General features: G+C 40.0%; 13 protein-coding genes. 9 read left to right on the top strand and 4 right to left on the bottom strand.

From position 1 onward, the window contains the following. Positions 1 to 10: 10 nt before the first annotated feature. Complete coding sequence (gene murA, locus AC6UDA_RS06095; RefSeq protein ID WP_500693988.1) at positions 11 to 1,285, top strand: UDP-N-acetylglucosamine 1-carboxyvinyltransferase; 1,275 nt, start codon at positions 11 to 13, stop codon at positions 1,283 to 1,285. A 110-nt stretch (positions 1,286 to 1,395) separates the two neighbouring features. Then, positions 1,396 to 1,647, top strand: a complete 252-nt coding sequence (locus AC6UDA_RS06090; protein ID WP_500693987.1) for a type B 50S ribosomal protein L31 — start codon at positions 1,396 to 1,398, stop codon at positions 1,645 to 1,647. Between the two features lie 49 nt (positions 1,648 to 1,696). Here AC6UDA_RS06090 and AC6UDA_RS06085 read toward each other — a convergent pair whose 3' ends face one another. Further along, positions 1,697 to 2,932 carry a multidrug efflux MFS transporter gene (locus AC6UDA_RS06085; protein ID WP_500699646.1) on the bottom strand — a complete coding sequence of 412 codons (1,236 nt, stop codon included), beginning with the start codon at positions 2,930 to 2,932 and terminating at the stop codon, positions 1,697 to 1,699. Beyond that, positions 2,919 to 3,428 carry a low molecular weight protein-tyrosine-phosphatase gene (locus tag AC6UDA_RS06080; protein WP_500696918.1) on the bottom strand — a complete coding sequence of 170 codons (510 nt, stop codon included), beginning with the start codon at positions 3,426 to 3,428 and terminating at the stop codon, positions 2,919 to 2,921. Before AC6UDA_RS06080 ends, AC6UDA_RS06085 begins: the two co-directional genes overlap by 14 nt. 172 nt (positions 3,429 to 3,600) lie before the next feature. On the opposite strand from AC6UDA_RS06080, the gene AC6UDA_RS06075 reads away from it, so the two are divergent. From AC6UDA_RS06075 to AC6UDA_RS06050, 6 genes are all read left to right on the top strand, one after another. Beyond that, on the top strand, positions 3,601 to 4,389 hold the full coding sequence (locus AC6UDA_RS06075) for a hypothetical protein (RefSeq protein ID WP_500701207.1): 789 nt from the start codon (positions 3,601 to 3,603) through the stop codon (positions 4,387 to 4,389). Positions 4,390 to 4,469: 80 nt separating this feature from the next. Beyond that, a complete protein-coding gene (locus AC6UDA_RS06070; RefSeq protein WP_500707466.1) occupies positions 4,470 to 5,846 on the top strand; it encodes a UDP-N-acetylmuramoyl-tripeptide--D-alanyl-D-alanine ligase in 1,377 nt (458 codons plus the stop codon). A 169-nt stretch (positions 5,847 to 6,015) separates the two neighbouring features. Beyond that, on the top strand, positions 6,016 to 7,506 hold the full coding sequence (gene cshA, locus AC6UDA_RS06065) for a degradosome RNA helicase CshA (RefSeq protein ID WP_500695764.1): 1,491 nt from the start codon (positions 6,016 to 6,018) through the stop codon (positions 7,504 to 7,506). Positions 7,507 to 7,618: 112 nt separating this feature from the next. Then, positions 7,619 to 8,761 (top strand): alanine racemase, encoded by a 1,143-nt coding sequence (gene alr, locus AC6UDA_RS06060; RefSeq protein WP_500693981.1) that lies wholly within the window; start codon positions 7,619 to 7,621, stop codon positions 8,759 to 8,761. A gap of 23 nt (positions 8,762 to 8,784) precedes the next feature. After that, entirely contained in the window at positions 8,785 to 9,048 is a 264-nt protein-coding gene (locus AC6UDA_RS06055) for a hypothetical protein (RefSeq protein ID WP_500693980.1), read from the top strand. A gap of 26 nt (positions 9,049 to 9,074) precedes the next feature. Then, positions 9,075 to 9,446 carry a type II toxin-antitoxin system PemK/MazF family toxin gene (locus AC6UDA_RS06050; RefSeq protein ID WP_010022835.1) on the top strand — a complete coding sequence of 124 codons (372 nt, stop codon included), beginning with the start codon at positions 9,075 to 9,077 and terminating at the stop codon, positions 9,444 to 9,446. A 54-nt stretch (positions 9,447 to 9,500) separates the two neighbouring features. Here AC6UDA_RS06050 and cbpA read toward each other — a convergent pair whose 3' ends face one another. Together cbpA and AC6UDA_RS06040 are read right to left on the bottom strand one after the other, a co-directional pair. Further along, positions 9,501 to 10,172, bottom strand: coding sequence for a cyclic di-AMP binding protein CbpA (gene cbpA / locus AC6UDA_RS06045; RefSeq protein WP_500693979.1), 672 nt, complete (start codon positions 10,170 to 10,172; stop codon positions 9,501 to 9,503). 102 nt (positions 10,173 to 10,274) lie between these two features. Beyond that, positions 10,275 to 11,228, bottom strand: a complete 954-nt coding sequence (locus tag AC6UDA_RS06040) for an L-lactate dehydrogenase (RefSeq protein ID WP_500711340.1) — start codon at positions 11,226 to 11,228, stop codon at positions 10,275 to 10,277. Between the two features lie 204 nt (positions 11,229 to 11,432). Between AC6UDA_RS06040 and pth the strand changes: the two genes are divergently transcribed. Then, the gene (gene pth / locus AC6UDA_RS06035; RefSeq protein ID WP_500711338.1) at positions 11,433 to 11,990 is read left to right on the top strand and encodes an aminoacyl-tRNA hydrolase; all 558 of its coding nucleotides are present in this window, start codon (positions 11,433 to 11,435) and stop codon (positions 11,988 to 11,990) included. Positions 11,991 to 12,017: the final 27 nt, after the last annotated feature.

The raw sequence follows: 12,017 nt of genomic DNA, 5'->3' as shown, positions 1-12,017 counted from the left end.
ATTACCAATTATGACGATACTAAAAATATCAGGAGGACATCCTCTATACGGCGACGTCACCGTTGGCGGAGCTAAGAATAGTACGGTTGCTTTGATACCAGCCGCTATTTTGGCGGATAGTCCAGTGGAACTTGACATGGTTCCCGATATCCTGGATGTGCATAATCTCATGCTAATCCTCCAGTCGATGAACGTAACATCTGATTTTTCAGATGGTGTCTTAAACATTGATCCAACTAATATACTTGAGGGTGAATTGCCCGGTAAAGCAATTAAAAGTCTGCGTGCTTCCTATTATTTTATGGGAGCGCTTCTTGGCAAGTTTCATCGTGCCACGATTAGTTTCCCTGGTGGAGACAATATCGGACCACGGCCAATTGACCAGCACATTCGCGCCTTTAAGGCTTTGGGTGCAGAAGTCAATGAAAGTGATGATTCGGTCGATATTAATGCAACGGAAAATGGACTTCATGGTGCTTCAATTTTCTTTGACATGGTCTCGGTTGGAGCGACGATCAACACGATTCTGGCAGCGGTAAAGGCTGATGGGGTTACTACCATTAGTAATGCCGCTAAAGAACCGGAAATTATTGATATTGCATCGTTTTTGAATAGTATGGGAGCTAAGATCAGGGGAGCTGGGACCGACGTCATCAGGATTCAAGGCGTTGATCATCTCCAGGCCAAGGCGACGCATACGATTATCCCTGATCGAATTGAAGCGGGAACATATTTGACGTTAGCCGCCGCTGTTGGGAAGGGAATTAACGTTAAGAACGTAATTCCTGAGCATTTACAAGCCTACACGGCTAAGTTGATTGAAGCCGGCGTTCAATTAGAAGTTGGCGAAGACAGTATTTATGTTCCAAAGACTGGGAAATTAAATGGTATCGAGATTAAAACGGCACCATTTCCAGGATTTGCAACGGATTTACAACAACCAATTACCCCCATGCTGTTTAAAGCAGACGAGGATAGTGTGATTCACGATACGATTTATCCGGAACGTCAGAATCACATTGCCCAGCTCCAGAAGATGGGGGCTAATATCAAGGTCAATCCAACTGATAATTCAATTATTATCAGTAAGAGTGAGAACCTCCATGGGACAACCGTTCAAGCCGGAGAGATCCGCGCTGGGGCATCCTTGGTCATTGCTGGGCTGATGGCTAGTGGTAAGACCGTCATTGAAAATGCGGACAATATTTTACGCGGATATGATAATATTACTAATAAATTAACCAATCTACACGCTAACGTCCAGATGATTGACCAGGACGACTAACGCCTGGGTCCTATTGCGTACGTCAAAAAATAATGTTAAGCTATTATGGTTGATGTTATATTCGATAATCAATCTCTGAACTGTGTTTAGGGCAAAAGGAGCGAAATATTATGAAAAAAGGAATTCATCCAGATTTTCATCAAGTTGTTTTTCAAGATTCAAGTACTGGATTTAAGTTCATTACTGGTTCAACTGCAACCTCTGATGAAACCGTCAAAATGGACGACGGCAACACTTACCCATTAATCCGAGTTGAAATTTCATCTGATTCACATCCATTCTACACTGGTAAGCAAAAGTTCAACCAAGCAGATGGTGCGGTCGATCGTTTCAACAAGAAATATGGTCTTGCCGACAAATAATAATAAATAAAAAGAGCCAACTTTTAGTTGGCTCTTTTTTTGTCTAAATTTAGTTTACGGTCTTCTGTTCGTTTCTGGTTTCGTTTAATACTAACAAGAAGTTAATGAAGACAAGGATCGCGGTTGAAATGAACACACTTGAGTAATCAAACAAAGAAGAAACAATGGAGCCGATGATGGGTCCGATACAGTTTCCAGCTGCTTGCATGGACTGGTTCCAGCTAAAAATCCGACCAGTAACGTTAGATGGGGTGTTTTTAGCCAAAATGGTTTGAACGGCAGGTAACATACAGGCGTTGGAGATTCCAATTAGGAATCTGAGTCCCATTAATTCCCAGACGTTGGTTACAAACGCCATGGGGATGTAGACCAAGATGGCAAAGATGAAACCGCCTAGCATAATCTTGGAGGTCCCGATTCGATCGCCTAATGCTCCCAGTTTGGGGGCGGCAAAAAGCGTGGCAATCCCCGGAACTGCGGCAACAATTCCACTGTAGAAGGTGACTTGAGGACTATTGTGCATGATTTCTTTGACGTACAGTGACAGAATGGGTGAAATGGAGAAATTAGAGGCTTGAATAATCAGGGTGGTCAAGAACATTCCAAAAATCAGTTTGACGTTTGAAAGTTCGAAAATAACCTGTTTGGTAGATAGGTTATCTTCTTTTGCAACCGGTTTAAAGTGTTCTTTAACGAAAAATAGCGTGACAAAAAAGACGGAAATGAGTAAACCACCAGTAATGAAGAAGGTAAGACGATAACTAAAGACAGAAGCTAAGATTCCGCCAATGAAGGGACCAAAAAGGGTTCCTGAGACGTTGCCGGTGGTTAAAATTCCAAGGGCTTTCCCACTTTCTCGCTTTGGTACCTGAGTCGCAAGTAAGGCGTTGGCATTGCTCATGTATCCAGAGAAGATTCCTTGAATAAATCGAAGGGCAATTAACTGCCAAACAGCAGTAACAAAGCCCATCAATATTAGACAGATTGCCATTCCAAGTGATGCTCGTAAAAGCATCACTTTTCGTCCGTATCTGTCAGCCAAAGATCCCCAAATGGGAGAGACGACGGCGGTAACAATGAAAGAGGCTGAGAAAGCAAGCCCACTATAGATACTTAGTTGACTAGAATTATAGTGGCCTAGGGTAGCGATGAACAAGGAGAGAAAAGGCATGACTTCACTAAAACCTAATCCATTCATGAACATCCCAAACCATAGTGCTACTAGGTTTTTGTGCCATATTTCTGAAGGAACCGGATCAGAGATTGGGGCTTTATTCTGATTCAAATGATTCGCTTCCTTCCTGTTTGCTGTTATGATGTTCTTGCATGTACTTTAGCCACAAGGGCAAAGATTGATCCAGCATTTGATAGGTATCCTCAAATCGATGGGTATACCAAGGATCAACGATGTTGACTCCCTTTTTACCGGGAACAATGTCCATGCATAAATGAAGCTTATTCCATTGACTTTTGGGGATCATCTTTTTAAGATCACTGATATTGTAGTCATCCATGGTAATAATGTAATCAGCATGATCGATGTCGTAAGCGGTGATTGGGTGGGATTGTTTCCCACTATAATCTAAGTGATGAGCGTCCATGGTTTTTTGAGCACCAGGATGAGGACGACTACCCGCTTCATCGTTTTCGGTGGCAGCTGAACTTACTGAATAATGATTTGAAAGTCCTTTATTTATAAGCATTTTTTTAAACATTGCTTCTGCCATGGGAGATCGACATATGTTCCCCAAGCAGACAAATAAAACGTTAGTTTTTTTCATAATCCACACTCCCGAAATTTAAATCGTTATTACTATATTAACAGTAATTGAACTTCATATATATAAAAATGAATGCTAATTATAACGTAAGAAAATGACGTGAGTTGGAAAAATGGTTATTAAAATCTTATTTTATGGTGAAAGGGGTAATAAGGATTGGAGCAAGACAAATATGTTAATTAACACAGTGTATTTTCAGGTTAATCCAGTTAAGAATTTTGCCTACAGTTGGGGAATTCTTCCGTTGGATTTTTTAAACGGAATTAAGAACGATCCCCAAAATATTATTTTATTAAATGATGATTATCGTTACGCAAATGATTTCAATATGTCCACTAAATTTGATTTAATTACCGGTCAAAATGAAATTAGAGAGTACATGATTAACAATAAAATTAGTACCAAGAAATGGGTTGATTTTAGAAACCGGGAGGATCTGGATTCTTTAAATGAGGATGAAATCGCAGATTTATTGTACTTGAGTCACATGGGTATCCCACTCAATCAAACGAGTCCATTTTCGGTTAAATTGAAGAATCAATTTGTGTTTTTGGGTGAATCCACTGGCTTTACAAAGGTATACATGCGTCATTTTAGTGCCATTAATCAAATTTTAGCTGTCTGCATTAAACGGCATCTAAAAAAGCAGTGGAACAGTAGACGAATGTTCGTAAAGTCAGTGCCGTTTAGGGATATCGACGAACGTACCATGACCAAGTTGTTAAAACTGGGAATTACGGGAGTTATTATTCCGTGTGATATGATAGTTATGAAGAGACCAAAGCTTGAGATTCCCTTAATGAGACACAAAAAACGATCTCCAAAGGTAATTTGGAACTCTTATGACCAGTTGAAAAGTGGAGCCTTTAAAGTTGGTCAAATTACTTATGATATTTCCACTAAAACGTGGGAACTTCAAAGAGACGTTGATGATGAGGGAGAATTAAACGATTTGGTTTAAACCAGCTGAGTCGCTTTTTTATTGATTTTTTTCTGATATACTTTAAATGCATTTACATCGAATTAAGAGGAGTTTTTGTTATGAAAATGAACCTTTTAGAGGTTGCAAAATCCGTTAATGGTGACTTGAATTCAAAAAAATACGAAAACGTTGAAATAACGGGAGTTTCGTTTGATAGTCGGAAATTAAAACCGCATGATCTTTTTGTTCCACTCACTGGGAATCATGATGGGCACGATTTCATTGCTAGTGCCATCAAAAACGGGGCTAACGCAACGTTTTGGAGTCAAAGTCGAATTAGTGATGTTCCGAAGGATTTTCCGGTTATTTTAGTCGATGACACACTAAAGGCCCTACAGGATCTCAGTCGACACTATTTAAATAAGATTAACCCTAAAGTGGTGGCAATTACCGGAAGTAATGGCAAGACCACTACTAAAGACATGATTGCTTCAATTCTTGCCACTCAGTTTAATGTTACTAAGACGCACGCTAACTTTAATAATGAGATTGGAGTCCCGATTACGATCCTTTCCATGGAATCTAACACAGAATATTTGGTGGTAGAGATGGGGATGGATCGACCCGGCCAACTTGACTTTTTAAGTAAGCTAGTTAAGCCTGACATCGCCGTCATTACCATGATTGGGGAAGCTCACATTGAGTTTTTCGGAACCCGTGCTAAGATTGCGGATGCCAAAATGGAGATTACCCATGGACTTAGGCCAGATGGGGTGTTTGTCTATGACGGTGACGAACCCTTATTAAACGAACGGGCTAAATCACTTGACGTTGAAAAGTTGACCTTTGGAAGAAAAGACACTAACGATATTTACCCAAAGGATGTCTATGACGGCGACCACGAAACGACGTTTAAGACCAATCGGTTTGGAAACATGAAATTCACCATTCCGCTAATTGGTGACTATAACGTCAACAATGCACTTGCTTCCATTGAAGTTGGTGAACTAGCGGAAATCCTGCCGGCCAACATGAAATCAGCACTAGACCATGCCAGTTTTACTAATAATCGAACTGAATGGGTTAAGGGTCAAAATGGTGAAATGATTTTAAGTGACGTATATAATTCGAACCCATCAGCTCTAAAAGCCGTTTTAAAGGCGTTTCAATCCACTCATTTACAAGGGAAGCGAGTTGCAGTTCTAGGTGACATGCTGGAACTTGGTGATAAGGGAGTGGAGATGCATGAGGATATTTCTGATGCAATCGATCCGCAATTGATTAACCAGGTTTACCTAGTTGGACCACTTATGAAGTCTCTATATCAAATGTTGCAAAAAAAATATCCCAATCAAAATGCCCTTCATTATTATCCAGTTGATCAGCTTGATCAATTAGCTAAAAGCCTAGACTCCCAGTTGTCTACTGGGGATGAAGTCTTGTTAAAAGGGAGTCACGGAATTCACTTAGAACGAGTTTTAAAAGCGTTAGAATAGGTTCTTCGGTTTGTGAAATTAGGCCAGATGGTGTAATATGTTTTAGACACGTAATCGCTGAAGAATATAGAAATAAATGTGAATCAGACGATTTGCGCATTATGGAAAACGGATTTTTTCCAAGCAAATCATTGAATTCACAATTGTAGTTTCAATAGGAGGAACACATTTGAAGTTTAAAGATTTAGGACTATCTGATAGTCTATTAAAAGCCGTGGAAAAATCAGGCTTTGACGAACCCACTCCAATTCAGGCTCAGACAATTCCATTATTGTTAAAGGGTCAGGATGTTATTGGACAGGCTCAAACTGGAACTGGAAAAACGGCTGCGTTTGCCCTTCCAATCCTGCAAGAAATCGATCTGAATAATCCAGATGTGCAGGCACTTGTAATTTCACCAACTAGAGAACTTGCCATTCAAACGCAAAAAGAGATGCAACGTCTTGGTGGCGTTGAAGGAGCTCGAGTTCAAGTAGTTTATGGTGGTTCAGATATTCGCCAGCAAATTAGAGATTTGAAGAAGAAGCCACAGATTGTGGTGGGAACTCCAGGACGAATTCTTGATCACATTAATCGTCGCACCTTAAAACTAGGACACGTTAAGTACTTAGTGTTAGATGAAGCCGACGAAATGCTTAACATGGGATTCTTAGATGATATTGAAAGCATCATTAAGAACATTCCAGAAGATCGGCAAACTTTGCTTTTCTCAGCAACCATGCCGGCACCCATCAAACGAGTGGGGGTTCAGTTCATGAGAGATCCAAAGCAGATCACGGTTAAGTCGAAGGAATTAACCACTGACCTAGTTGATCAGTACTACGTTAAGGTTAAAGATAACGAAAAGTTTGATACGATGACCCGTTTGTTTGACGTTCAAACACCCAAGGTTACCATCGTATTTTGTCGAACTAAACGACGAGTCGACGAAGTTTCTAAGGGATTGATTGCGCGTGGTTATCGGGCAGCCGGTCTTCACGGTGATTTAACCCAAAAACGGCGAACTCAGATTATGAACGAATTTAAGAACGACAAGATTAATTATTTAGTGGCTACTGATGTGGCTGCTAGAGGAATTGATGTTTCGGGTGTCACTTACGTTTATAACTTTGATATTCCCCAGGATCCAGAAAGTTATGTCCATCGAATTGGACGAACTGGTCGTGCCGGTCATCATGGTACCTCAGTAACGTTTGTCACTCCAAATGAGATGAGTTATTTAAGGGGAATTGAACGACTTACCAAAGTTAGGATGCTTCCTTTAAAGCCACCTTCAGAAGACGAAGCCCTTGCTGGTCAGTTAAAATTTGCTGAAGATGATATTGAAAAGTTAGTAAAGAAGACGGATACTGCCAAGTTTGAGCGGGTCGCAAAAAAGCTCCTTGAAAAGTATGACAGTGTCGATTTGGTTTCTGCTCTTTTGAATGACATGACAAGAGATCAGGTTAAGGTTCACATTACGGCCGAAAAACCACTTAAAAATCATGGTGGCTTTGGTGGTCATCGTGGTGGCGGTTATCGCGGTAAGAGAAATGACCGGAACAGTCACAAACGCTTTGGCAATCATCGCGGTGGTCACGACTCAAGACGTCGTGATTCACGAGGTCATAATGGTGGTAACCACGGTAAATCAAAGAATTTTGTCATTAAGAATAAGTAGCAAAGAGAGAGCCTTCTTGGTTCTCTTTTTTATTTAGAAAATTAATTTATTAAGTGTTATAATAATTATCAAAGAATAATTAGATAGTACTTTATTCGAGGAAGTATACGTTATGGCAGTGGGAAGAAATCGAAATGCACAACTAGTTATTGATGAAGATGCCATTTTTCATAACATTAGTGAGGAACGAAAACGATTGGATGCCAAGTCGGATCTATTCATGGTCGTCAAGGCTAATGCTTATGGACACGGTGCGGTTCAAGTAGCGAGGATTGCTAAACAAGCAGGAGCTACTGGTTTTTGTGTTGCCATTTTAGACGAAGCAATTCAGCTTCGAGAAGCTGGATTTGTGTCTGAACCCATTCTTGTTTTGGGTCTTTGTGACCTTTCAAATGTTCCATTAATTGCGAAGTACAATGTTTCGGTTACGGTGAGCTCAATTGATTGGATTAAGCAGGCAGCTAATTTAGCTGAGCAACTGAAATTAAAGAACAAGATTAGGGTTCATTTGGCTTTGGATACTGGAATGGGAAGGATCGGACTCCAAACTGTTTCAGAAGTTAGAGATGCAATAGTTGAGTTGAACCGAACTAGCGAGTATATTGACTTTGAGGGAGTATTTACTCATTTTTCTACCGCAGATAGCGCTAATGATGATTATTTTAAGTATCAATTGGATAATTTTAACGAATTGATGACTGCGATTCCCGATAAACCTCGTTATGTTCACGTGGCAAATTCAGCTACTAGTATGTGGCATAAAGCAGCGGGTGGAAACATGGTCCGCTTTGGAGTGGCTGGCTATGGTTTGAATCCATCGGGGGTTGAGATTGCTTCACCATTTAAGTTGAAACCAGCACTGAGCTTTACCAGTGAGTTAGTTTACGTTAAAGAGGTTAATGCTGGTCGTTCAATTGGATACGGTGCAACTTATACATCCAACTCAAAGGAGTGGATTGGAACGGTTCCTGTTGGATATGCAGACGGAGTTCGTCGCTCGATGCAGGGATTTTCACTTCTAGTAGATGGACAGTATTGTCCAATTGTCGGAAGAGTATGTATGGATCAACTGATGGTGAAGTTACCACATCAGTTACCAATTGGAACGAAGGTGACCTTGGTGGGAACTGATCATGGTCATACTATTACTCTCCAAGACGTTGCCGACTATTGTCATACTATTCACTATGAGATTGCATGTGGGTATTCGGATCGATTACCACGGGTGTATAAATCAAGTAATCATTTGAAGTAACTATTTGTAAGGAGGAGTTCTCCATGACATACAAATACACGATTGATGCTATTTGGTCTCAGAAAAATGAAGAATATTTCACCAAACTAGGACTTTCTTTTGACAACCACAAAGTTGCCATGGACTGTGACTCGTTTGATAAAGACCCTCTAATTAATTCTTTAATTTATGGCTACTCAATCATGGCCAATCTAAATTCAATAATTGTTGATGAATATTCTCCATGTGAGGATGAGATTGCAAGACGGCTCTTTGACAATTATGAAGACGAGAAGTCACGGTTGTAAGTTTATTTATGCGGAAGGAATAGTCTATGGAAAACGTTGAAATTAAACGTGGCGATATTTTCTATGCAGACTTATCTCCAGTCGTTGGTTCTGAACAGGGTGGAATGCGACCAGTTTTGGTAGTCCAAAATAACGTTGGAAATCATTATAGTCCCACTGTGATTGTAGCCGCAATTACGGCTCGGATTACTAAGCCAAAGATGCCTACTCACGTGGGTATTACACCTCAGAATGCCGGAATTGAGAAGAGTTCGGTGATTCTGTTAGAACAAATTAGGACGATTGATAAGCAGCGTCTTAAAGATCATGTCACTCATTTAAGTAAAGATATCATGAGAAAAGTTGATGCTGGTCTTAGTTTAAGTCTAGGGCTCAGTCAGAGCACGCACGAAGTCTGATGATACATAAGATACAAAAAAGAACGTGGAATTATTCCACGTTCTTTTTTGTATCTAATTTTCTTCAATTGGAGTTTCTTTTGATTCTTGTTTTAGATCTTCAACTTCCGGAACTTTGAATCCCTTTCGTTCTAGAGCTGCAATGATGCGGTCCAGACGATCCTTAGTCACCTTAGACGGGAGGGTAAACATGGTTCGATAGACCGTTTTGCCAGAACGATCAACTGAATCCAAGCTGATCACACTTGAAATGGCGGTATATCTAGTAATAATGTGAGCCATCTCTTCTAAGTCCCCACGTTCACCAGGTGAGACAACTGAAATCACGTAGCTACCAAATTTCACGTTCCATGATTGTGACAAGCTTTCCATCAATTTCGTGTGAGTTAAAATGCCATAAAAATTGTTGAACTCGTCAAGAACGGCAATGTATGGAAGATCCTTAATCGTAAAGAAGACCTTGAAAAAAGCTGAATTCAGGTTAACAAATTTAGTTTCGTTTCTAATCAGGGTCATAACCGAGTCGGACATCTTGCCGCCATCGGCTTCGTGTTTGTAGATGTGCATGCGATAAATGTTACCCTTGAAGGCTTTATGAGTGGCATCTAAAACGGGAATGCAACGAAAATGATTCTTTTCCATTAATTTTAATGCGGTGTCGAGATCAGTGTTTTCATCAACAGTAATCAGGTCACTTTTAGGTTTAACTAAAGATTGCAAAATCATGGCTAAGGCTCCTCACATAAGTAATTTCTAATTAATATTAACACAAAATAACTGGGAGCATAAAAAAACAGACATAAATGTCTGTTCTTTTTAAACTTATTTTTAAAGGTTGATGGTCTTCATACCTTTAACAATGGTTTCTTTTAAAGTTTTAGCTGAAGCACTCATCTTGTCTTTTTCGTCATCACTTAATGGAACTTCAAGGACTTTGGCAACTCCTGAAGCATTAACAATGGCAGGAGTTCCAATGTAAATATCGGACAAACCGTATTCACCATTCATTGGGGCACCGATTGGTAAAACGGTGTTTTCGTCCCTTAAAATGGCCTTTGAAATTCTCATCAAAGCAGTTCCAACTCCGTAGAAAGTAGCACCCTTCTTGTTAATTATGTCGTAAGCCTTGTTTCTAGTTTCGTCTTCCATTTTCAATAAATCGTCCTTGCTAACACCATTTTGTTTAGCAAATTCAACCAACGGAACGTTTCCGATTGAAGCTTCATCAATATCAGCAAATTCTGAATCACCGTGTTCACCCATAACGTAAGCATTAACGCTTTGTGGGTTAACGTTTAACTTCTTACCAACGGCAACTTGGAAACGTGAGGTATCAAGTGATGTACCTGAACCAAAGACACGGTTTTTAGGAAAGCCAGAAATCTTTTGGGTTGCGTAGGTTAAGATGTCAACGGGGTTAGCAGCAATTAAGAAGATTCCATCAAAACCAGAATCAACAACTGGCTTAACGATGGTAGTCAAAATCTTCAAGTTTTTGTTAACCAGGTCAAGTCTAGTTTCACCGGGCTTTTGTGGAGCTCCAGCAGTGATCACAACTAAATCAGCGTCTTTACAGTCACTGTAGTCACCAGAGTAGATCTTTTTTGGAGAAGTGAAAGGTTGGGCATCTTCAAGGTCCAATGCGTCTCCTTCAGTTCTGTTTTTGTCGATATCAACAACGACAAATTCTTCGGCGATCCCTTGTTGCATCATTGCGAATGCGTATGATGAACCAACGGCACCATCACCAACTAAAACAACTTTTTCGTGTTTTTCAGCCATAATATTTCTCCCTTTTGAAATTAGTTTGTTCACAAACTGATTATATCATGAACGAATTTATTTATACAGAACCATATTCTTAATGGTACGGGATCAGCTCAAATCGTTAATCTATTATGATACAATAAACATGATTAAGCCGAGTGAGTAATTATTCATTTCGGCCATTTTAGGTTAATTAGAAGTAAATGGGAGACAATAGCAATGAAAATGATTGTGGGATTAGGCAACGTTGGTGCTGAATTTGATGGTACCAGGCATAACACGGGGTTTATGGTGGTTGATAAGTTTGCTGATCAAAACCAGATCGCGATTAATAAACAAAAGATGGATGCCATGTATGGTACGGGAATAGTCAATGGTGAAAAGGTAATGGTAGTCAAACCAATGACGATGATGAATGATTCAGGGCGCGCAGTTCATCCCTTGATGCAATTTTTCAAATTAGATCTTGATGATTTAGTGATTGTTTACGATGACATGGATTTACCAGTGGGACGAATTCGGTTAAGAAACCACGGTTCGGCTGGTGGTCATAATGGAATTAAAAGTATCATTGCCCACCTTGGGACCGATCAGTTTAATCGGATTAAGATTGGAACCAGTCATCCCAAACGTGAAAGTGTTGTGAACTATGTCTTGAGTAAATTTAGTCTGGAACAACGGGCACCGTTTATTGAAGCGGAGGATCATGCGGTTAAAGCATTAGACGAGTGGGTTTCTGGTACTCCCTTCAGTAAGTTAGAAAATCAGTTTAATTAATTCGTATAATTAATAAAAGAGGAGATG

The organism is Fructilactobacillus sp. X8R4C1 (genome assembly GCF_059900905.1).
Note: the sequence above shows the minus strand (reverse complement) of the source record. Positions and strands in the feature narration are given on the sequence as shown.